14 protein-coding genes are annotated in these 22,908 nt (G+C 52.8%); 10 read left to right on the top strand and 4 right to left on the bottom strand.

Annotated features, from left to right (window positions below):
• Nucleotides 1–42 precede the first annotated feature (42 nt).
• Nucleotides 43–1,500: a sulfatase family protein gene (locus tag EG028_RS10315; RefSeq protein WP_120516597.1), complete on the top strand. Its 1,458-nt coding sequence runs from the start codon at nucleotides 43–45 to the stop codon at nucleotides 1,498–1,500.
• A 175-nt stretch (nucleotides 1,501–1,675) separates the two neighbouring features.
• On the top strand, nucleotides 1,676–3,259 hold the full coding sequence (locus tag EG028_RS10310) for a tetratricopeptide repeat protein (protein WP_120516598.1): 1,584 nt from the start codon (nucleotides 1,676–1,678) through the stop codon (nucleotides 3,257–3,259).
• 93 nt (nucleotides 3,260–3,352) lie between these two features.
• Here EG028_RS10310 and EG028_RS10305 read toward each other — a convergent pair whose 3' ends face one another.
• The gene (locus tag EG028_RS10305; protein WP_123864627.1) at nucleotides 3,353–3,634 is read right to left on the bottom strand and encodes a hypothetical protein; all 282 of its coding nucleotides are present in this window, start codon (nucleotides 3,632–3,634) and stop codon (nucleotides 3,353–3,355) included.
• On the opposite strand from EG028_RS10305, the gene EG028_RS10300 reads away from it, so the two are divergent.
• Both EG028_RS10300 and EG028_RS10295 read left to right on the top strand, forming a co-directional pair.
• A complete protein-coding gene (locus EG028_RS10300; RefSeq protein WP_120516599.1) occupies nucleotides 3,618–6,410 on the top strand; it encodes a TonB-dependent receptor in 2,793 nt (930 codons plus the stop codon). The genes EG028_RS10305 and EG028_RS10300 overlap by 17 nt on opposite strands.
• 15 nt (nucleotides 6,411–6,425) lie before the next feature.
• A complete protein-coding gene (locus EG028_RS10295) occupies nucleotides 6,426–7,451 on the top strand; it encodes a phytase (RefSeq protein ID WP_120516600.1) in 1,026 nt (341 codons plus the stop codon).
• A gap of 61 nt (nucleotides 7,452–7,512) precedes the next feature.
• On the opposite strand, the gene EG028_RS10290 is transcribed toward EG028_RS10295, so the two are convergent.
• Nucleotides 7,513–8,703: an ATP-binding protein gene (locus EG028_RS10290; protein WP_120516601.1), complete on the bottom strand. Its 1,191-nt coding sequence runs from the start codon at nucleotides 8,701–8,703 to the stop codon at nucleotides 7,513–7,515.
• A 294-nt stretch (nucleotides 8,704–8,997) separates the two neighbouring features.
• On the opposite strand from EG028_RS10290, the gene EG028_RS10285 reads away from it, so the two are divergent.
• The 6 genes from EG028_RS10285 to EG028_RS10260 all read left to right on the top strand — a co-directional run bounded on the left by EG028_RS10285 (nucleotide 8,998) and on the right by EG028_RS10260 (nucleotide 20,944).
• Nucleotides 8,998–12,063, top strand: coding sequence for a SusC/RagA family TonB-linked outer membrane protein (locus tag EG028_RS10285; protein WP_120516602.1), 3,066 nt, complete (start codon nucleotides 8,998–9,000; stop codon nucleotides 12,061–12,063).
• 10 nt (nucleotides 12,064–12,073) lie between these two features.
• Complete coding sequence (locus tag EG028_RS10280; RefSeq protein ID WP_120516603.1) at nucleotides 12,074–13,573, top strand: RagB/SusD family nutrient uptake outer membrane protein; 1,500 nt, start codon at nucleotides 12,074–12,076, stop codon at nucleotides 13,571–13,573.
• Nucleotides 13,574–13,689: 116 nt separating this feature from the next.
• The gene (locus EG028_RS10275; protein WP_120516604.1) at nucleotides 13,690–14,994 is read left to right on the top strand and encodes a glucoamylase family protein; all 1,305 of its coding nucleotides are present in this window, start codon (nucleotides 13,690–13,692) and stop codon (nucleotides 14,992–14,994) included.
• A 362-nt stretch (nucleotides 14,995–15,356) separates the two neighbouring features.
• Entirely contained in the window at nucleotides 15,357–17,900 is a 2,544-nt protein-coding gene (locus EG028_RS10270; protein ID WP_120516605.1) for a glycoside hydrolase family 95 protein, read from the top strand.
• Complete coding sequence (locus tag EG028_RS10265; RefSeq protein ID WP_120516606.1) at nucleotides 17,897–19,738, top strand: alpha-L-fucosidase; 1,842 nt, start codon at nucleotides 17,897–17,899, stop codon at nucleotides 19,736–19,738. Before EG028_RS10270 ends, EG028_RS10265 begins: the two co-directional genes overlap by 4 nt.
• Nucleotides 19,739–19,768: 30 nt before the next feature.
• Nucleotides 19,769–20,944, top strand: coding sequence for an alginate lyase family protein (locus EG028_RS10260; protein ID WP_120516607.1), 1,176 nt, complete (start codon nucleotides 19,769–19,771; stop codon nucleotides 20,942–20,944).
• A 149-nt stretch (nucleotides 20,945–21,093) separates the two neighbouring features.
• On the opposite strand, the gene EG028_RS10255 is transcribed toward EG028_RS10260, so the two are convergent.
• Together EG028_RS10255 and arsB are read right to left on the bottom strand one after the other, a co-directional pair.
• A complete protein-coding gene (locus tag EG028_RS10255; protein WP_120516608.1) occupies nucleotides 21,094–21,834 on the bottom strand; it encodes a metallophosphoesterase family protein in 741 nt (246 codons plus the stop codon).
• A complete protein-coding gene (gene arsB, locus EG028_RS10250) occupies nucleotides 21,834–22,862 on the bottom strand; it encodes an ACR3 family arsenite efflux transporter (RefSeq protein WP_277749891.1) in 1,029 nt (342 codons plus the stop codon). Before arsB ends, EG028_RS10255 begins: the two co-directional genes overlap by 1 nt.
• Between the last annotated feature and the right edge of the window lie 46 nt (nucleotides 22,863–22,908).

Genomic DNA, 22,908 nt, shown 5'->3' with positions numbered 1-22,908 from the left:
GCCGTTACTTTTGAGGCAGCTTTTCCTTTTTAAATAACCCGTATGATCAGACAAATCCTGGCATTCTGCCTGCTGGCCGCAACAGGTGTGGCCGTCTACAGTTTTATACCGTCCAAAGCTCCCAAACCCAATGTGGTGATCATTTTTATGGATGACATGGGATATGGCGACCCTGCCTGTTTTGGCGGCGGCCCTTACCAGACGCCCAACCTGGACCGTTTGGCGGCGAACGGTATGCGTTTTACGAACTTCTACGCGGCGCAGGCCGTATGCTCCGCATCGCGTGCGGGATTGCTCACCGGCTGTTATCCGAACCGCATCGGCATCCGGGGCGCGTTGTCTCCCACCGAAAAATTTGCGTTGGGGAACGGGGAAGAAACGATCGCGGAACTGCTCAGGGACCAGGGATATGCGACGGGTATGGCCGGGAAGTGGCACCTGGGCAGCAAACCGCCTTTCCTGCCGTTGCAGAACGGCTTCGACAGCTATCTCGGCCTGCCTTACAGTAACGACATGTGGCCTGTTAACTATGATGGCGTGCCTTATGCGGATACCGCTAAGAACGGCCGGAAAAACTATCCGCCGCTGCCGCTGATAGACGGGAACGAAACGCGGAAGATCATCCGCACGCTGGAGGATCAGTCCGGGCTCACCGCTTTGTACACAGAACGCGCGTGCAGCTTTATCCGGGAGAATAAAAAGAAACCGTTTTTCCTGTACCTGGCGCACAGTATGCCGCATGTACCCATCGCGGTATCTAAAAAATTCCAGGGATCGAGCGGGGCGGGACTGTTTGGCGACCTGATGCAGGAACTGGACGCGAGCATCGGCGAGGTGTTGAAAACGCTGGAAGAAAACGGTCTGAGCAAAAACACGCTGGTGATCTTCACCAGTGATAACGGGCCCTGGCTGAACTACGGCAACCATGCCGGCAGCACCGGCGGGCTGCGCGAAGGCAAAGGCACCAGTTTTGAAGGCGGCCAGCGGGTGCCCTGCATCATGCAGTGGCCGGGGCATATCCCCGCCGGCACGGTGACGAACAAGGTAGCATCCACCATAGACGTATTGCCTACCGTAGCGACCGTTTGCGGCGCAAATCTGCCCAAAAACAAAATAGACGGCATCAGTATCCTTTCGCTGTTAAACGGCGAAAAAGGGGCTAATCCGCGCGACCATTTCGTGTATTATTATGGCAATAACCAGCTGGAGGCGATCCGGAAGGGGAATTTTAAACTGGTGTTCCCCCACAAAGGCCGCACCTATAAACTGAACCTGCCCGGTTACGACGGCTTCCCCGGCGCGCAGCCGAATGTGGATGTGCCACTGGGCCTTTACGACCTGAGCATGGACCCGGGAGAAACGCTGGATGTACAGGCTCAATTCCCGGAAGTGGTGAAAGACCTTTCGGCGCTGGCGGATACTTACCGTAAAACACTTGGTGATGCTTTGACCAATGTGAAGGGGACGGAGAACCGGGAACCGGGGAAAGTATTGAATTAAATGAGCCGGTGATATCGCTTGCGGCAGGGCTGTCCATTCGCCGTAAAGTGGTACCGGCGGAAGGCTGATAATATAACTTAGTTCATCAAAAAGGGGCTGTCAGCATTGGCGGCCCCTTTTTATGGCCCCGGGGTTGCTTAACAATTCCATAATATTAGAAGGTTTCCTTTGCAGGATGAAGCCTATCGCCCTCATCTTCCTCCTGCTGCCCGTGTTGCGCGTCTTTGCACAGTCGGACGAGCCTATGATGATCTCCCGCGCCGGCGCCCCTGCCACTATTGCCGATGCGGAATTCCCTGCGCTGAAAGACTCCCTGGACCGCGCGCTCGAACGCAATGACAATCTCACCGCCGCCCGCCTGCTGAGCCGGATGGGCAACCAGTGTTATCATCTCGGGTATTACCCGCAGGCGCTGGATTATCACCTGCAGGCCGGTAAACTTTACCGGAAAGAAAAACAATGGCAGCTGCTGGCGGACAATCTCAACGATATCGGCACCCTCTATTATTACAACCGCCAGCCCCAGCTGGCCCGCCGCCAGTACGACGAGGCGCTGGGCCTCTACCGCCAGGCCGGCAACAGCAACGGGATGGCTCAGACCAACGGGCGCATCGGGCATCTCTACGAAAAGCAGCAGCATTACGACAGCGCCTACTTCTACCAGCACAAAGCCCTGGAAATATTCAGTCATACGGACAACCGCACCGGCATGGCCAAGATCTACGAGAACCTGGGCAGCATCCACGAAGACCTGGCGCAATACGATACCGCCTACCGTTACTTCCGGCAGGCGCTGGAGCTGAACCTTCAGAACGGGGACCGCCCCGCCACGATAGAGATCTACAACAACCTGGGAGACATCCTGCGCAAAACCGGCAAATACCAGGAAAGCCTGGCTTACAGCCGCAATGCGCTGGACCTGGCGCTGGAAACCCGCGAAGAATACCAGTTGAGCAGCGCCTACCGGGACATTGCGAAAGCCTACAACCTCCTCGGCCGGAACGACAGCGCGTTTTATTACCTGGAACTGAGCCGGGAGAACCTGCTTACTATTTATTCACGGGAAAGCAGCAAACAGCTCTCCATCCTGCAGACCATGTACGACACCGGCAAAAAGGACCTGGAGATCGTAAATCTCAAAAATACCCGCAAAACAGCGATCGCCCTGGTGATCGGGGCTTTGCTGCTGGCCGCGCTGGGCGTCCTCATCATCAGCCGCCAGCGCCTCAAGATCAGGAACGCCGCCCTGCTGCGCATGCAGGAGCAGCAGCAGTTCCGCACCCGCACCGAGCTGCTGCAGATGCAGGAGCAGAACCTGAAGCAGGAGCTGGAAGTGCGCTCAAAGGTACTGGGTACCCATACCCTCCACATTATCCAGAAAAACCAGCTGCTGGAAGAAATACACCTTAAGCTGGAAGAAATGGTAAAAGACGACCGCCGTGACCAGAAAAAACAGCTCAAACAATTACAACAGCTTATTCACCAGAACTTTAACCACGACCAACATTGGGATGAGTTCAGGAGTATATTCGAGCAGATACACCAGTCCTTTTTCGATAAGCTGAAACAATACTGCGCCACGCTCACGGCAAACGACCTGCGCCTGGTAGCGCTCCTGAAAATGAACTTAAGCTCGAACGATATTGCTATCCTCCTCGGGATATCGCAGGACAGCCTGCGGGTGGTACGCTACCGGCTGCGTAAAAAGCTGAATTTAAGGCAGGGAGAAAGCCTGAGCATCTTTATTCAGTCGCTGTGAGTAATGTTCGCTTAATGTTACGGTAATATTTTCTTAACAGACATTTTGTTACGCAACTTGATATTGGTTATCAGTCACTTAATCACCTTCTGTTCACGCTGTTGCCGCTTTGTTCACGCAGCTGTTAACGCTGTTTCCTTTTTGTATACGCTCAAAATTTGCCTGCCGGGCCACTTCATGCGCATCTTTGGGCATCGGGAAAAATGACGGCCGTTTTTTCCCGGTGTTATCCAAACCAATAAAAAAGATACCAATGAAACCGAGCGTAATAAATTTTAACGCACAGGGGGATAAACCGCGAGGTTCTATCCGGCAATTAAAAAGACAGGTTGCACGGATAAAAAAAATTCTATCTGTAATGATCTTGTGCTGCATCAGCGTCCTCGGCTTTGCCCAGGGCACCGGGCTGGTGACCGGTCATATTATGGATAAAAAACAGCGTCTTTCCCTCCCGGGAGCTACGCTGAAGCTCAGTCCCGGTAATCACTACACGGTGAGCGACCAGCAGGGGAAATTTGAGTTCCTGAATGTACCCGCCGGGCAGTATACCCTGGAGGTGACCTATATAGGTTATGAAAAGATCTCCCAGGAAGTGACCGTTACTTCCGGCAAAAACCAGGCGGTAGAGCTGGGCCTCGACGCCGGCGGCATTGCAGGGAAAGAAGTACTGATCGTGGGGGACCGCCTGCGCGGCCAGGCCAAAGCGCTGAACCAGCAGAAAAACAATCCCAATGTGACCAACGTAGTGAGCGCGGACCAGATCGGCCGCTTCCCGGACGGTAACATCGGCGACGCCATCAAACGGATACCCGGCGTAACCATGCAGAACGACCAGGGCGAAGCCCGGAACATCATCATCCGCGGCCTCGCGCCGCAGCTGAACTCCGTGACGCTCAACGGTGACCGTATACCCTCCGCCGAAGGCGACAACCGCAACGTGCAGATGGACCTGATCCCCTCGGACATGATCCAGACCATTGAACTGAGCAAAACCCTCACCCCGGACATGGACGCGGACGCCATCGGCGGCTCCGTGAACCTGGTGACCCGCGCCGCGCCAAACGGCCCGCGCGTATCCGCCACCCTGTCCACCGGTTACAACCCCATCCGCGAGAAACCGATCTACAACGGTGCGCTCGTATTGGGCAACCGCTTCTTCAACAAAAAACTGGGCGCCGTATTAAGCGCTTCCTATAACAACAACGATTACGGTTCGGACAACATAGAGCCTGTATGGGCGAAAGACGATTTTGGGAACGTTTACACGGAAGAGCTAGGCATCCGCCAGTACTACGTACAACGTATCCGCAGAAGCATTTCCGGCGCGCTGGATTACCGTTTTAACCCGAACAACGTCATTTACCTGAATGCTATCTACAACTGGAGAGACGATCGTGAAAACCGCTACGCGCAAGGTTATAACGACATCGAGCCCGAGTATGACGCGGACGATAACATTACCGGTTACACAGGCAGCCTGAGCAAGGAAAACAAAGGCGGCATCGGCGGCAACCGCGGGAAAAACCGCAGGCTGGAAACACAACGCCTGCAAAACTACTCCCTCCGCGGCGATCACCTGCTGAACAGCAAGCTGGACCTGAACTGGAGCGCCACTTATTCCGCCGGCAGCGAAAAAGCCGCGCACGAAAGATACATTGAATACGAAGCCGAAGACGTTCCGCTCACGCTGAACCTCGCCAATCCCCGCCGCCCGATGGTAAGCGCCCCCGGCATCACGGACGCCGATTACGAATTTAACTCCGTGACCGAAAACAACGACTTCACCCGCGAAAGCGAGCTGGGCCTGAAATTGAACCTGCGTTTCCCGCTCAGCGTGATCCCGCAGCAGAAAGGCCGTATGCGCGTAGGCGCCCGCCTGAGGCTGAAAGACAAAAAAAGAGATAACAATTTCTTTGAGTACGAGCCCATCACCGAATTTGAAACACTGGACAAAATGCCCAGGGTGTTCTGGGACGGTCACAACTTCCAGCCCGGTAAACAATATGTGCCCGGCTCTTTCATCGCCCCGGATTTCCTCGGTGGCCTGGACCTGAACAATCCCGCATTGTTCAACAAAGAAGCCGACCCCTCCGAATACCTGGCCGAGAACTACAAAGCCAAAGAAACCATTACGGCAGGATATATCCGCTGGGACCAGGACATCACCTCCAAATTGTCTTTCATAGCCGGTGTACGGTTTGAAAACACCAGCACCGAATACGAAGGAAATGTGGTGGAAGATGAAGAAAATCTCACCGGGCAGCGTACCATCAAAAACGATTACCTGAACGTGTTGCCCGGCATCACCTTTAAGTTCAACGCCACTGAAAACCTGGTACTGCGCCTTGCAGCCACCACATCCATTGCACGCCCCAACTATTACGACCTTGCGCCGTATGTGAGCAGCGTGGCGGATGATGAAGAACTGAGCGCGGGCAATCCTAACCTGAAAGCAGCATACGCCACCAACTTCGATTTTATGGCGGAGCAGTATTTCAAATCGGTGGGCATCCTCTCCGGAGGCGTGTTCTATAAAAACATCAAAGACTTCATTTACACCTACAGCGATCAGCAATACAGCACCGCGAAATTTGCGGCGGACTATCCCACGCTGAACAATCCCATCCCCGATGGCGATACCTGGGCGTACAAACAGGCCCGCAACGGCAACAAAGTAAAAGTCTACGGCTTTGAAGTAGCCCTGCAGCGCCAGCTGGACTTCCTGCCGGGCTTCGCCAAAGGTTTTGGTATTTATGTGAACTACACCTATACCAAATCCGAAGCGGACGGCGTGTACAACGGCGACGGTGAAAAACGCATCGGCGTAACCCTGCCCGGCACCGCCCCGCATATGTTCAACGCTTCATTGTCTTACGAAAACAAATTCTTCACCGCCCGTATCTCCGGCAACTACGCCGCTTCTTATCTCGATGAATTAGGCGGATCTGATTTTGAGGACCGTTTTTATGACCGCCAGTTTTTCCTGGATGCGAACGCTTCCGTGAAACTGACGCAAAACCTGCGTGTATTCGGCGAGGCGAACAATCTCACCAACCAGCCGTTGCGTTATTTCCAGGGCATCCGGGAAAGGACCATGCAGGAAGAGTTTTACCGCCCCCGGTACAACTTCGGTTTTAAATTCGATCTGTAAATTGCATAAATCAGTATGATGACGAGATTAACATTGACATATATTGCCCTGGCGCTGGTATCCGCGGCGTGCAACGAACATGCGCCCGTAGCGGAAAATGCGCTGAAACCGGCCCTGGTGACTGAACCGGTGGGTCATGATACGGACGATCCCGCTATCTGGATCAACCGGAAGGATACCCTGAAAAGCCTGATCATCGGCACGGACAAGGACAGTGACGGCGCGCTGTACGCCTTTGACCTGGACGGCAAGATCGTTCGTAAATCAGTAAAACTGCAACGGCCGAACAATGTGGACATTGCATATGATGTGCCCGTAAACGGCCAGCTGGTGGACATTGCGGTGCTCACCGAAAGGGAAACGCGCAGGATGAGGATATTCCGCCTGCCCGATTTTCAGCCCCTGGACAATGGCGGCATCCCCGTATTCGCCGGCGAGCAGCAGGGGGACCCGATGGGTATCGCTACCTATACCCGCCTTACCGATTCAGCCGTATTTGTGATTGTGGGCAGAAAAGAAGGCCCGGCCGATGGATACCTCTGGCAATACCGCCTGCAGGAAGACGGTCGCGGAAACTTCAAAGCTGACGTGGTGAGAAAATTCGGCCAATACAGCGGCAAAAAAGAAGTGGAAGCGATCGCGGTGGACAACAAGCTGGGGTTTGTTTATTATTCAGATGAAACCGTTGGCGTGCGCAAATATTACGCGGACCCCGACAAAAAAGACAACCACGAGCTGAACTTCATCGGTCAGCAGGGATTCACATCCGACCACGAAGGAATTTCCATTTACCCCGTTACGGACAGCACCGGTTACCTCCTGGTGTCCAACCAGCAGGCGAATACATTCATGATCTTCAAAAGAGAAGGGGCCAACGAATTTGTTGCCGAAGTACCAGTGTCCACCGTGGAAAGCGATGGCTCTGACATTACGCCGGTGACATTCGGCGGTAAATTCCCCGGGGGATTATTTGTAGCGATGAGCAACGGGAGAGTGTTCCATTATTACAACTGGAAAGATATCGAAGGACGGATGAAATAAGCCGGGGGGAGATAATTTTGTATAAAGAAAGCCGCTTCAGCTATGGAGCGGCTTTTTCTTTTTAATATAAAAAACCAAACAGCCATAAGGGAACCTGTGTGCCGATGCCGGTTTCAATATCATCGGCGGCTATCATGTACTGAAGTGTATCCTTTACCTGGGTCGCTTTTTTATTTTTACCACCTGCTTCAATGACCATATCACCTACCTGGAAATCGCCTGCGGGAGGGGCGTATACCACTTTGCCGCTGTTTAATAACTGCCCGAGCAGGAAGGTTTCCCTGATATTACCTGTTTCGGGCCGCTCGGTCATCGTATGGATGAGGTTGGTGTTTTCGAGGTATATTTTATCTGGTTTCTGCAAAGTGGATACACCTGAACCCTCGGCAGACAATACATTCAACAGTCTTGCATCTTTGAGAAGATAGATATACTGGTAAACACTATCCCTGCTCATGTCCAGCTTTCGCGCAAGGGCAGCGATATTAGGCTTAAAAGGAACCGATTCCGCTATTACGGCCAGGAGTTTTTTGATCTTAATGGCGGTGCCTGCATTAAAAGAAGCGATATAGGACAGGTCAACATCCACTATCGCATTTACGACCTGCTCCAATTTTAAGAGGTACTCGGCTTCTCCTTCCGCTATGATCGGCAGGTATCCGTTCTGCAAATATTTCTTAAAAAAAGGCAGTGGTTGCAGCTCATGTAATATCTGCCGGCTAAAATCGCGGTGCCGGGTGGGAAGATCGGCTAAAGCAATATGATCAAACTGTTTGCCGGTGATAAAAGAAAGATATTCCCTGAAGGACAGGCCGGGCAGGGTATAGGTGATCACTCTCCTGCTAAGGTCCGCCTCGCCCCGGTAGATGTCAAGCGCGGAGGACGCGGAAAAAACCACCTGCATATCAGGCAGTCCGTCATATATATTTTTAAGCTCTCTCGACCACTGCGGGTATTTATGTACTTCGTCTATAAACAACGTTCTGCCGCCCATTTTATACCAGTCAGTTGCGGTTTCCAGCAGGCTGTGATTGTAAAACCAGGTATGATCCGCGGTGATGTACAAAGCCGTTGACGGAAGCCCCAGGTCAAATTTGAGGTATTGGAGGAACAAGGTGGTTTTCCCTGCGCCCCTGGGCCCTTTTATGGCAATCATCCGTTGTTTCCAGTTGATCTGCCCATGCAGGTATCTGCGAAAATCGTTGGTAGTACTTTTGAGCAGGCGGTCCTGGAACTCGATTAAAATCTCCATGATCTGTCGATTGTAAAAGGCAAAAATAAGCTTATTGTGTCGATTTAAAAAGACATTATTATTGATTTTCTGTCTTTTATGCCCGACATTTTGTGTTGTTACCGACCTTATGCCGCAGTGCGGGTACGTAAATTGCTGTGTATTATTAACCAGATTTAATTCCGCTTTACTGTCTTTCTATCATTCAGATTGAACATTCGATTCACCATGGGTGTAATTCTTTTATAACCCAGGGCCTGTCTTGTTTCTCCCTACACCCAATCAACCCATATTGATGAGCTTAAACACGTTATTATGAAACCAGGCTTACTACTGTATTCCGTTTTCTTATGGCTATTCCTGCAACCCCTTGCCACACTTGCCCGTGGTTCGGGCGCGTTTATGCAGGCCATTACCATAAAAGGCACCGTCAAAGGCAGTGACGGCGCACCTATTCCCGGCGTTACCATCCAGGTAAAAGGCACCTCCACGGGCACGGTCACCCAGCCGGACGGCACTTATTCCATCAATGTGCCCGATGCCAACGCCACACTGCAATTCTCGTACATCGGGTATACGCAGCAGGAAATTGCCCTCGCGGGGCGCACTACAGTGGATGTGGTGATGACTTCCTCCGCTTCCGAACTGGAACAGGTGGTGGTGGTAGGGTACGGCACCCGCCGCAAAAGGGACGTTACCGGCGCTGTGGGCAGCGTGCGGGGCGAAGAAATTGCCAAACAACCGGTGAACACCGCTACCCAGGGTGTGCAGGGCAAACTGGCCGGTGTGCAGATCATCAGTTCTGGCCAGCCCGGATCGCAACCGCAGGTGCGTGTACGCGGTACGGGTAGTATGCTCGCGGGAGCGGAACCGCTGTATGTGGTGGACGGCATTCTTACCAACGACATCCGCAACATCAATACGGCGGACATCGTGAGCATGGATGTACTGAAAGATGCATCCTCGGCCGCTATTTATGGTGTGCGCGGGGCAAACGGCGTGATCATCATCACTACCAAACGCGGCCAGGCCGGCAAAATGGAAGTGAGCTACAACATGACCGCGGGCTGGCGCCAGGCCGCCAATCTCGTGGAAATGGCCAATACCCAGCAATACACCGCCTTCCTGGCGGATGCAGGCCCGCAGGTGACTATCCCGGACTTCGGCGCCGATACAGACTGGTACGGGGATGTGCTGCGGAAAGGTTTCCAGCAGACGCATAATATATCCCTCTCCGGCGGCAGTGAAAAGTTCCTGTATTACTTCAACGTCGGGTACCTTACAGACCAGGGCATTGTGCGGAACAACCAGTACGACCGCTTCACGATCCGTTCGAACAATGAGTGGAACATCGTGGAGGACAAACTGAAATTCGTCACGCAGCTGTCGTACATGCACAATGAAACAGACTTTGTGCAACTGGATGACATTTACACCAATACTTACCGCGCCGCGCCGGTGATCCCCATCAAGCGGGACGGGCGCTACGGCAATACCTCCGCTTTCCAGAACGTAGGCAACCCCATCCTGACGCTGGATAAAACAAATGACGAGATCTATGAGAACCGCCTCCAGGGAACCACTTATCTCGAATATTCCCCCTGGAAATGGCTCCGCCTGCGCTCCAGCATCGGCGTGAACCAGGGCTTCCAGAACAGGCGTAAATACAATGATAAATACCTCAACGACGAAGTCACCTTCCTGGTGGCGGGCGGCAACCAGCAGCGGCCTGAAAGCCAGCTGACCATCGTAAAAGAACAAGGCACCGAATGGCTGTGGGAAAATACCGCTACTTACCAGCAGCGGTTTGACAAACATGACCTCACCGTGCTGGCGGGTTATACCGCACAGAAATACGCAGGGGACTACATCGAAGGCTCCCGCCGGAATGTGCCGAACAGCACGGACCTCTGGTATCTCATCGCCGGTGACCCAAACACTTCCACCAATACTTCGGACGGCGACAAATACGCCCGTACCTCCATACTGGCGAGGGTGAACTACAGTTACGACGACAAATACCTGCTCTCCGCATCTTTCCGTAACGATGCTTCCTCGCGTTTCCCCTCGGATAACCGGAACGGTTATTTCCCCGCGGTAGGCCTGGGCTGGGTGATCTCGCAGGAAGACTTTATGCAGAACCAGAAGCTGTTCAACTTCCTGAAGCTCCGCGGCAGCTGGGGGCGCATCGGCAACGACAATATCGCTTCCAACCTGTATATACTCACGGCCAACTCCGGGCTGCTTTATTTCTTCAACGGCACAGCCACGCTGGGCACAAACCTGTCCGACATTAAAGACCGGAACCTGAAATGGGAAACCACGCAGGAATACGACTTCGGACTGGAGTTCAGCATGATGGACAGCAGGCTGACCGGTGAAGTAAACTACTATAACAAAGAAACCATCGACGCACTGGTGACCGTGCGGATACCCGGCCTGCTGGGTGACCCGGACAATGAATACACCACGAACGCCGGTTCTTTTGTGAACAAGGGCTGGGAATTTACCCTGGGCTGGAAAGACAAGATCTCCGATGACTTCAACTATACCATCGGCGGCAACCTTACGCTCAACGACAATAAAGTGACGGGCCTCAACCAGGGCCAGCCGCTGTTCCGTGGTGGCGTAGGCCAGCAGGGCAATATCACCAAAACCGACAACGGCCAGCCTATCGGCAGTTTTTTTGTGCTGGATGCGGAAGGCGTGTTCCAGAACCAGGCAGAGATCGACAATTACCTGAATAAAGACGGCGGGAAGATACAGCCGAACGCCGCACCCGGTGACCTGCGCTACCGCGATGCAAACGGGGACGGGCTGATCAACTCCGATGACCGTGTGTACGCCGGAAGTTATCAGCCGAAACTCTACTACGGCATCAACCTGGGCGCCAACTACAAAAGTTTTGATTTTAGCGTGGACTTTTATGGCAACGCGGGGAATAAAATCTACAATGGTAAAAAGGCGTTCCGTTACGAGATCACAGATAACATAGAAGCCAGTTATGCGGACAAACGCTGGACCTCTGCCCGGCCCTCCACCACGGACCCAAGGGTACTGCTGGGCAGCACGCCCGCTTCAGATTATTTTATCGAATCCGGCAACTTCTTCAGGATGAACAATATCACACTGGGGTATTCGCTTCCGAAAGCAGTGCTCGAGCGTATAAAATTCGAACGGCTGAGGATATACCTGACCTCGCAGAACCTCTTTACCATTAAGAAGTTCACCGGCTTCTCACCAGAACTGGTATCCGGCGCTACCAAGCGGGACGGGTTCCTGTCTTTACAGAACAGCACCAGCCCGCTGGATGCAGGTATAGAGCTTTATCCGTACCCCACTACAAAAACCTTTGCGATAGGCTTGAACGTAACATTTTAAATGCGACATCATGAAAAAACTGATCTATATACCACTGCTATTAACGGCCATACTTTTGTATACGGGCTGCGGAGATGGTTTCCTGGATATTCCGCCACAAGGCAGGGTTACCGAAGAAGAAATACGCACGAACCCGAATGCGGCCGTGGACCTTACGAACGGCGTGTACAATGTGATGTGGCTGGGCGGCTTCGGGCCTGATGTGCACGGTCTCCAGTTCATCACGCTCACCAGCATCGTCAGCGACGATGCGGACAAAGGCAGCACACCGCAGGATTACAGCCCTGCGCTGGAAATAGATAATTTCACCTACGGCCCCACGAATGCCATTGTAGGTAATTTATGGACGGGATATTACCAGGCCATTGCGCGCGCGAACCAGGCGCTGGACAAACTGCCGCTGAGCCCCATCGATGAAGCCGATAAGAACAGGCTGATCGGCGAAGTGCGTTTCCTGCGCGGGTATTTCTATTTTAACCTCGTACGTACTTATGGCGGCGTACCCAAAATAGACAGGGTGCCTACGCCTGAAGAAGCAAACTCGGACGCTTTCCAGACACGGGCTACCGCTGCGGATATTTATGCCCTGATCATAGAAGACCTTCAGTTTGCGGTAGACAACCTGCCGCTGAAAGGCGCAACACCGGTGGGCCGTATTACCAAAGGCGCGGCGCAGATGCTGCTCGGGAAAGTATATATGTACCAGAAGAACTGGCAGAAAACATTCGAGCTGAGCCAGGCGGTCATTACTTCCGGGCTGTATGATACCCTTTCCAATTATGCCGATATCTGGCGTACCAGGGGGGCCAATTCCATTGAATCCATCTTTGAAGTACAGACCGGTACCAACGCGGCCTGCAACGCCGCTATCGAGCTGTATGCGAATAGCCAGGGCATCCGTGCCAGAAGGGGCTGGTCGGACTTCGGGTTTGGGTTTAATAATCCCACCGCGGACCTGGTAGCCGCTTACGAGCCCGGCGATAAAAGGAGAGAAGCCACTATCATTACCATTCAGCCGAACGGCACCGTGCTCTGGGATGGCTTCCGCGTACCCAGCCGCGATTCCGTGGAAAACGACCGTTATAATTACAAAGCTTATCACAGCCGCACGCAGGAACCCTATTGCAACAGCCCGGACCGTACGCCCAAAAACCTCCGCGTGCTGCGTTACGGTGAATTATTGCTGCAATATGCCGAAGCGGCCAATGAGCTGGGCAATACCGGCGAAGCGCTGGCAAAGCTGAATATTGTACGTAAACGAGCCGGACTGCCGAATGCAGTTTCAGGCGGGCAGGCGGACCTGCGTTTGAAGATATGGAGGGAAAGAAGGGTGGAGCTGGCCATGGAGCATGACCGCTTCTGGGACCTGGTGCGCACCGGCCGCGCGGGCGTGGTGATGCGTGCGCATGGGAAAAACTTCGTGGATAATAAAAACGAACTGTTCCCCATTCCGCAGGACCAGAGACTGCTGAGTAATAACCGTCTCACGCAGAACCCGGGATATAATTAATGCCGGGGCAATATATTTCAACCCGGCGCGGGACTGCAAAGAGCAGCTTTTGCGTCGGGTTGATCCATCCACTGCATGAACAAAAAACTGTAATTTGAAACAACAACGCCGATAATATGACACGTCGCCTGATCTGCATTATTTGCTGTACCATATTTGTATTGCCGGCAACGGCGCAAAAGAAAAAAAATTTCCCCCGGCCACGGCTGGGGGACTCTGCTTTGCTGACGCTCGTGCAGCAACGGACCTTTGATTATTTCTGGAAGTTTGCCCACCCCGTGTCCGGCCTGGCGCCGGAGCGCACCGTTACGCCCGAAGTGGTGACCGTGGGCGGCTCCGGTTTTGGCGTGATGGCGATCCTGGTGGGCATCGAGCGGAAGTTCATAACCAGGGAGCAGGGGCTGGAGCGTTTGCTGAAGATCGTGAACTTCCTGTACAAAGCCGATCATTACCACGGTATGTGGCCGCACTGGCTGAACGGCGCCACCGGTAAAACGGTCCCTTTCAGCCGGAGGGACGATGGGGGAGATGTGGTGGAATCCGCCTTTATGTGGCAGGGGCTGCTGAGCGTACGCCAGTATTTCACCGGCAATACGCCCAAAGAACAGGAACTGCGCAACAAGATCACCTGGATGTGGGCGGAAACGGAGTGGAACTGGTACACCCAGGGCGGGCAGGAAGTATTGTACTGGCACTGGAGCCCGAATAGCGGCTGGGCTATGAACCACCAGATACGCGGCTGGAACGAATGCCTGATCGCGTATGTGCTGGCGGCTTCTTCGCCGAACTATCTCATTTCCGCCAAAGCCTATCACAACGGCTGGGCGGTAAGCACCTTCTTTTCCACGGCACGGGAATATTATGGTATCAAACTGCCGTTGGGCTTTCCTTATGGCGGCCCGCTGTTTTTTGCGCATTATTCATTCCTCGGGCTGGACCCGCGCGGCCTGAAAGATCAATATGCCGATTATTGGGAGCAGAATAAAAACCATACGCTTATCAACCGCCAGTACTGCATAGAAAACCCGAAGAAGTTCAAAGGTTACGGCGAGGATTGCTGGGGCCTCACCGCCAGCGACAACCATGAGTTCTATAACGCGCACTCACCAACGAACGATCTTGGCGTGATCACCCCCACCGCGGCCTTGTCTTCATTTCCTTACACGCCCGAATATTCCATGCAGGCGCTGAAGTACTTCTATAATAAGGTGGGGGACCGGCTTTGGGGAGAATATGGATTTTACGATGCGTTCAATGAAACCGTCAATTGGTTTGACTATCAGTACCTCGCTATAGACCAGGGACCTATTGTGGTGATGATAGAAAACTACAGGAGTGGGCTACTGTGGCGGCTTTTCATGAGCTGCCCGGAAGTGAAAACCGGTCTTCAACGGTTGGGATTCACCAGTCCGGCGATATAAACCATTTTGTAAAATGCGAATCCAATACTAACAATAGTTAAAATAATGTTTCCTAATTTGCAACCGATTGCATAATTTCGATATTATATTCAGGGCGTGTTTTAAAACGTAACCAGCCGGATTAATGCAAACGTTTGCTAAATGTCACTTCAGATTCTAATTCTTTAATTATATATGCCGCACGAAGCGGCACCGCGTTATGAAGATCAGTCACCACACTTTCATTACACAAATCATGCTTCGCTGCAATTCACGGGCGGTACGGTGCGTAACCGTACTCCCTGTGGATAGCGGCAAGCATGAGATTTGATCAGATCGCGCTACAGTCGTAACCAATGCCAATTGCTTAAACTACAGGAAGGATGAAAGGATTGATCGCAGGGATCATATTATTTACGGTACCGTTCCACGCACAGGCTCAACAGGGCGACCCCCTGCTGAAGCTCTGGTATCGCCAGCCGGCCGCGAACTGGAACGAAGCGCTCCCGGTGGGGAACGGACGTATCGGAGCCATGATATTCGGTTCCGTTCAGCAGGAAAAGCTCCAGTTAAATGAAGCATTCCTGTGGAGCGGCAGCCCGTCTGACGGGAACAACCCGGGCGCCCGCACCACGCTGCCATTCGTAAGAGAAGCTTTGTGGAAAGGCGAATATATGAAAGCGGATTCGCTGAGCAGGCTCATGCTGGGCCCCTACAGCGCCCGTTACCTGACGCTGGGCAACCTGTTATTAAAGAACGATGGGCCGGTGAATGACGTAAAAGGTTATGAACGTTCGCTGGATCTGAATAAAGCACTTGCCACCGTGAAATATACTTCCGGCGGCGTGGAATATACAAGAGAAACATTCGTGAGCTATCCCGCGCAACTGCTGGTGATACGCTGGCGGAGCAGCAAGGCCGGCGCGCTGAACTTTCAGGCCTTGTTTGATAATCCCATGCCCGTTACACTCTCTAAAAAGAATGACGGGTATATCGTACTCAGTGGTCAATGCCCAAGTTATGTGCCGCACAGGCCATATGAAAAAAGGACGTTTGAATACGATCCGCAGAACGGCATCAAATATGAAGTGCACCTGCAGGCCCGCCTGAAAGGCGGCTCCAGCAAAGTGGACGACAAAGGCCTTACCGTAAAAGGCGCCACGGAAGCGGTACTGCTGCTTTCCATCGGCACCAGCTACAACGGCCCGTTCAACAATCCCGTGAGCGCGGGGAAAAACCCGGCGGAAGAAGCGGTGAAACATTTGTCGAAAGCCGGCTCAGCAAATTTTGACAACCTGCTGAAAACGCATCTCGGCGACTACACGGCTTTATTTAACCGTGTGAAACTGGACCTTGGAAAAGATACCTCCGCACCTAAACCGACGGACGTTAGGCTCCGGGAATACACGCTGGCTGGAGGCAACCGCGACCCGCAGCTCACCACGCTGCTGTACCAGTACGGGCGTTATCTCATGATTGCAGGCTCCCGTAAAGGCGGGCCGGCCATGAACCTGCAAGGCCTCTGGAACGACAAAATGCAGCCGCCATGGGGCTCGAACTATACGGTGAATATCAACACCCAGATGAATTACTGGCCTGTTGAAACCGCGAACCTGGACGAATGCGCCACCCCGCTGTTCGATTTTATCGCGCAGCTGGCGAAGAACGGGGAAAAGACCGCACAGGTGAATTACGGCATGAAAGGCTGGACCGTGCATCACAACACGGACATCTGGGCCATCACCTCACCCAGCGGCGGCTTTGACTGGAAAGACCCGAAAGGCGACCCGCGCTGGGGCATCTGGCCCATGGCCGGAGCCTGGTTCTGCCGTCATCTCTGGGATCACTATACATACACCGGGAATGAAAAATTCCTTGCAGATACAGCATACCCGCTCATGAAAGGTGCGGCGGAATTTATGGTGGGCTGGATGGTGAAAAATCCGGACGGCCAATGGGTGACGAACCCCTCCACTTCACCGGAAAACAACTTCCTGGTGAATGGAGAGCGAAAAGGTTCTGTAAGCATCGCTTCCACCATGGACCTGTCTATCATCCATGATCTGCTGAACCGCACCATTCTGGCCGCGGAGACGTTGGGAAAAGATCCCGCTTTCGTGAAGCAGATGAAATTTGTGCTGAAGAACATGTATCCTTTCCACACGGGCAGATTAGGCCAATTGCAGGAATGGTACCTGGACTGGGATGACGCAAAGGACAAACACCGCCACCTGAGCCATTTGTACGGCGTATATCCCGGCAACGTGATCACACCGCGCCGTCAGCCTGAACTGGCAGCGGCCGCCAAACAAAGCCTGCTGCTGAGAGGCGACGGAGGCACAGGATGGTCCAAAGCATGGAAGATCAACTGGTGGGCGAGGCTGGAAGACGGCGATCATGCCTACACCATGCTGAACAAACAACTCTTCCTCGCAACGATCGATTCTATCAGTGTGGGGGACAGCAGCGGCGGTTCTTATGCGAACCTCTTTGATGCCCACCCGCCCTTCCAGATAGACGGCAACTTCGGCGTAGTGTCCGGCATCACCGAAATGTTCGTGCAGAGCCACGACGGCGTGATCCACCTGCTGCCCGCATTGCCCTCCGCATGGCCCACCGGCAGCGTGAAAGGGCTGAGAATAAAAGGCGGCATGGAGGTAGATATCGCTTGGAAAAACGGGGTGCTGCAACAAGCGGTGATCCGTTCGAAAGTGAACCAGGGTGCACAAACGATCCGCACCGGGCAGAAAGTGAACATCAGCCAGGCAAACGGTATTAAAGCAGATAAAAAAGAAATAAAAGACTACGGTTTTGCTGTGAATAAAGTGATCGGAGATGCGGGCAAACTGCCTTCGCTGGACCTGAAACCCGTAGTTGACCAGGCTATAACAATATCCGCAGGCACCACAACCATCACCGCACTATGAAAATAACAATCATCATAACGGCGGCATTACTGGGCGCATCGATACAGGGGCTGGCGCAGTTCAAGGGAGATGATGACGGCATCCTGATGCAGAAAGCAGCGAAGAGGGATAGCATTGCCATTGCGGATGCAGTGGATGGCTGGTGGACGGCTTCCATGAAAAACCACGATGCGCGCATCGCATGGTGGCGCGAAGCGAAGTTTGGATGTTTTATTCACTGGGGAGTGTATTCCGTACCGGGCGGTGAGTGGAAAGGGAAAAAAGTAGGCGGGTATGCGGAGCACCTGATGCGGAAGGAAAAAATACCAAGAGGAGAATACGCGCAGCAACTGATCAAAACATTCAACCCCGTTGATTTTAACGCGGATGAATGGGTGAGGCTGATAAAAGACGCGGGTATGAAGTACCTCATCATCACCGCCAAACATCACGACGGTGTGGCGATGTATCCTTCAGCCATTGGCGATTACACAATAAGGAACTCGGCGTTCAAAAGGGACCCGATGCAGGAGCTGTCCGCGGCCTGCAAAAAATACGGTATCCGGTTCGGCTTTTATTATTCCCATGCATTCGACTGGGAGCATCCTGACGCACCGGGCAACGACTGGGATTACCAGAACCCCGGCGGAGATAAAAACCTCTACGGCGGCACCAACTGGTACGATCATCACCCGGAGCTGCTGCCCAAAGCGGTAAAATACGTGGATGAAAAATCGATCCCGCAGATCAAAGAGCTGCTGGTGAAGTATCACCCGGACATCATCTGGTTCGATACACCCCACAAGCTGCCGCTGTCCGAAAACATCCGCATCCTGAAAGCCATCCGTGAAACAGATCCCAATGTGGTGGTGAACGGAAGGCTGGCAAGAAGTTCGGCCGTTTCCTTCGGGGACTACAAAAACACCGCGGACAGGCCCGCTGAGTTTTATCCCGTGGAAGGCGACTGGGAAGCGATACCGACAACGAATGAATCATACGGGTATTCCCGTTACGATAACAGTCACAAACCGGCTGCATTTTTCATCCAGCTGATCGCCAAAGCCACCGCAAGGGGCGGTAACCTGCTGATGAATATCGGCCCGATGGGCAACGGCATCATCGATCCGAGGGACACGGTGATACTGCATACAATAGGCGACTGGCTGAAAGTGAACGGTGAGAGCGTGTACGGGGCAGGGGCATCACCGCTTCCGCTGCAGTACTGGGGCGAGGTGACAAGGAAAGGCAACAAACTGTACCTGCATGTATTTAACTGGCCGGCAAACGGAGAACTGATGCTGGGCGGATTGCAGGGAAAAATAAAAAGCGCGTCGCTGCTGGCCTCCGGCAAAACGCTGAGCTTTAAAAAGAAAAATACCAGCGACTGGATATTCAGCTTACCCGCTAAAGCGCCCGATGCGGTGAACACCGTGATCGCGGTGGAAGTGGAAGGAGAGATCAAAGGAGACGAAGCGCGGCTGCTGGCATCAAAAGAACAAAACATCCTCCGCGCATTTGATGCGGAACTGCATGGCAAAGGCCTGGGTTACGGAGATGGGAAAGCGGAAAAGGACTTTGTGCAGAACTGGAAAAAACAGGACCAGTGGCTGAGCTGGAAGATCAGGCTGAATGAGCCCGCCGTGCTGCAGCTGAACCTGAAATATGTGAAGGAGAACAGTGTGAACGGCAACACTTTTGTGCTCACCGCCGGCAACCAGAAGATAGAAGGAAAGATAGGAGAGAACGAAACATACGCCACCCTGCAACTGCCCGCCGGCACATACGACCTGGAACTGAAGCCGGGCACGATAAACGGAGAGCTGATGAAATTGCAGGAAGTGATACTGACAGGCAAGTAAAATTGCCTTCAACAACAACGAATCAAACCGATGAGAAAATATTTAATCATAACGATCTGCATCCTCTTCGCGAACATCGCGCAGGCGGCTAATGGCGACGAATGGCTGAAACAGGCCGTGATAGCCAGAAGGGCGGATATTGTCACCAAGGCGCAATGGGCCATGCAACAGCAGCCGGTAACCGTTACCGTAGCCAGCAGCCCACGCAGCGCAGGAGGTATACATGATTTTTATTCAGAGGGCGATTATTGGTGGCCCAACCCCGCCAGTGCTGACAGTCCGTATATCCAGAAAGACGGCCAGACCAACCCGGATAACTTCGTGGCGCACCGCCAGGCGATGGTGAGGTTCAGCAGGGTAGTGGGCGCTCTGGCAGCAGCCTATGTGGCCGAAGGAAAAAAAGAATACCTGGAGCATGCGCGTAAACACATCCTGGCATGGTTCGTCAACGCGGACACACGCATGAACCCGAACCTGCAATACGCACAGGCCATCAAAGGCAGGGCTACCGGCCGCGGCATCGGCATCATCGATACCGTTCACTTTATTGAAATAGCGCAGGCTTTGCGCATCATGGAAAAAGCGGGCGTGTTAAAAGACGCGGACCTGGCGGCCGTAAAAAGCTGGTTTGCCGAATATCTCCGCTTTATGACGGAGCATCCTTACGGAAAAGATGAAATGAATGCGAAGAACAACCATGGCACATGCTGGGTGATGCAGGTAGCGGCTTTCTCCTCTTTCCTTCAGGACAAAAAATGGACGGACTTCTGCATCAACCGTTATAAAGAAGTGTTGCTGCCCAACCAGATGGCCGGAGACGGCAGCTTCCCGCAGGAGCTGAGAAGGACAAAACCCTACGGTTACGCCTTATTTAACCTGGATGCGATGGCCACCGTTTGCCAGATACTCAGCACTCCGGGGAACGATCTCTGGAAGTACACTGCGGATGCGGGGAAAACGATCGGGAAAGGCATTGCTTACATGTATCCCTACGTGGAAGACAAAGGCAAATGGCCTTTTGCAAAGGATGTGATGTATTGGGACGAATGGCCTGTGGCGCACCCGTTCCTGTTGTTCGGCGCGGCGGCTTATAACAATGAAAATTATTTCAGGTTGTGGCAAAAGTTAAAGCATGATCCCGAAGTAGAGGAAGTGCTGCGCAACCTCCCGGTGAGAAACCCGGAAATATGGATGGTTAAACTCTGAGTTCAACTAAAAAAGATATCATAAACGTACTAAAGAGTACTGTAGACGTGGAATATGATAACGCCGGTCTCGTCTGAGCCGGCATCTTTTTTTCTATAAAGTGAAGGAAGGCAAAATGCCTTCCCCCTTACTGATATTTTCTAAAGAAATCAGATCCCTTTACGTAAACTCTCCGCATATGCATTGGGCAAAATACTGTCTTCTACAGCCCTGGCGGCTTTCTCCACATCATATTCAAAACGTACGAACTCGGTTGTAATGCTGTCTTCAAGGATAGTCAGCAGCACATAACATCCGCGGGCGTCCCCGTCTTTTGGTTTGCCCACGGAACCTGTGTTGATGGCATGACGCGTACGTTCTCCGTCTGTAACCCTGCGGTGGTAAGGTTTATGCGTATGACCGAAACAAAGAATATCCGCGCCTGCATCCTGCATGATACGCAGCAGGCTTTTTTCATCCCTGTCCTCAAAAAGATATTCGTTGATCTTCCGGGGACTGCCGTGTACCAGCAGGAGGCTCATTCTGTCATCATTGAGCTGGAACTCCACCCTGATGTGTGCGGGCAGCGTGCGGAGATAATCCCTTTCTTCCGCCCCGGTGATCTCGTTGGTGAAGGAAATGGAGATGGAACCATTGACCTTTTCATCATCTGTTTTATAAGCACAGCCGCAATCGTTACTGTTTTTGCCGATACCCGCATCGTAGTTGCCGGCAATGGTGGGGATGCCGCGTTTGCGTATTTCCTGTATCACTTCATTGGGCCAGATGTTGTAACCTACGAGGTCACCGAGGCAATAGACGGCATCTGGCCTGCGGCTGTCCAGGTCCTTGAAGAACGCTTCCAGCGCGGGGAGGTTTGCGTGGATGTCTGAGAATAGTGCGATGGTCATTAGGAGTAAGTTTGAATAGAAGGATAATATTTTCTTCGGAGCCAAAGGGCCACGTTAACAAGCGCAATAAGGGCGGGCACTTCCACCAGCGGGCCTATCACCCCGGCAAATGCCTGACCGCTGTTGATGCCGAATACACCGATAGCCACAGCAATGGCCAGCTCAAAATTATTGCCAGCGGCAGTGAATGAGATAGCGGCATTCCGGGAGTAGTCGGCGCCCAGTGCCTTGCCTATAAAAAAACTGGCAAGAAACATAAGAGCGAAATAAATAACCAGCGGAACAGCAATACGTAACACATCCAGCGGAATACGTACAATTAGTTCTCCTTTTAAACTGAACATTATTACAATAGTGGACAGCAATGCAATCAGTGTGACGGGAGAAATAAATGGAATAAACCGCTGCAAGTACCATTCCTCCCCTTTTATCCGTATCAGTACCAGACGGGAAATAACGCCGGCCGCAAAAGGAATGCCGAGATAGATCATTACACTTTCCGCGATTTGCCAGATGGTAATATTGACGGGCAGAGCAGATAAACCGAAGAGTGGCGGTAATACGGTCAGGAAAAACCACGCATACACGCTGAAGAATACCACCTGGAATACACTGTTGATCGCGACCAGCCCGGCAGTGTATTCCCTGTTGCCTTCAGCCAGCTCGCTCCAGACGATCACCATGGCTATACAACGCGCGAGCCCGATCAGGATAAGGCCGTACATATATTCAGGTGAATTATGAAGGAAAAGTACCGCCAGCAGGAACATCAGCATCGGGCCTATCACCCAGTTCAACAGGAGAGAGATACCAAGTATTTTTACATTCATGAATACCTCTCCCATTTTCTCGTAATGTACCTTGGCGAGGGGAGGGTACATCATCAGTATCAGCCCGATGGCCAGTGGAATGTTCGTCGTGCCGCTGGAATAAGAACTGATCAGCATGGGCAGGCCCGGGAAAAAATATCCCGAAGCAACGCCTGCCGCCATGGCTGCGAAAATCCAGAAGGTAAGATATCTGTCCATAAAGCCGAGATGTTTTCTTCCAGCGGCCTGATTGCAATTATTGGTA

The organism is Chitinophaga barathri (assembly GCF_003807585.1).
GTDB lineage: Bacteria > Bacteroidota > Bacteroidia > Chitinophagales > Chitinophagaceae > Chitinophaga > Chitinophaga barathri.
This window is presented reverse-complemented; position numbering and strand designations above follow the sequence as displayed.

Coding starts and splice junctions, on each gene's coding strand:
- EG028_RS10315 (WP_120516597.1), top strand. CDS start 43: ATGATCAGACAAATCCTGGCATTCTGCCTGCTGGCCGCAACAGGTGTG.
- EG028_RS10310 (WP_120516598.1), top strand. CDS start 1,676: ATGAAGCCTATCGCCCTCATCTTCCTCCTGCTGCCCGTGTTGCGCGTC.
- EG028_RS10300 (WP_120516599.1), top strand. CDS start 3,618: ATGATCTTGTGCTGCATCAGCGTCCTCGGCTTTGCCCAGGGCACCGGG.
- EG028_RS10305 (WP_123864627.1), bottom strand. CDS start 3,634: ATGCAGCACAAGATCATTACAGATAGAATTTTTTTTATCCGTGCAACC.
- EG028_RS10295 (WP_120516600.1), top strand. CDS start 6,426: ATGATGACGAGATTAACATTGACATATATTGCCCTGGCGCTGGTATCC.
- EG028_RS10290 (WP_120516601.1), bottom strand. CDS start 8,703: ATGGAGATTTTAATCGAGTTCCAGGACCGCCTGCTCAAAAGTACTACC.
- EG028_RS10285 (WP_120516602.1), top strand. CDS start 8,998: ATGAAACCAGGCTTACTACTGTATTCCGTTTTCTTATGGCTATTCCTG.
- EG028_RS10280 (WP_120516603.1), top strand. CDS start 12,074: ATGAAAAAACTGATCTATATACCACTGCTATTAACGGCCATACTTTTG.
- EG028_RS10275 (WP_120516604.1), top strand. CDS start 13,690: ATGACACGTCGCCTGATCTGCATTATTTGCTGTACCATATTTGTATTG.
- EG028_RS10270 (WP_120516605.1), top strand. CDS start 15,357: ATGAAAGGATTGATCGCAGGGATCATATTATTTACGGTACCGTTCCAC.
- EG028_RS10265 (WP_120516606.1), top strand. CDS start 17,897: ATGAAAATAACAATCATCATAACGGCGGCATTACTGGGCGCATCGATA.
- EG028_RS10260 (WP_120516607.1), top strand. CDS start 19,769: ATGAGAAAATATTTAATCATAACGATCTGCATCCTCTTCGCGAACATC.
- EG028_RS10255 (WP_120516608.1), bottom strand. CDS start 21,834: ATGACCATCGCACTATTCTCAGACATCCACGCAAACCTCCCCGCGCTG.
- arsB (WP_277749891.1), bottom strand. CDS start 22,862: ATGGACAGATATCTTACCTTCTGGATTTTCGCAGCCATGGCGGCAGGC.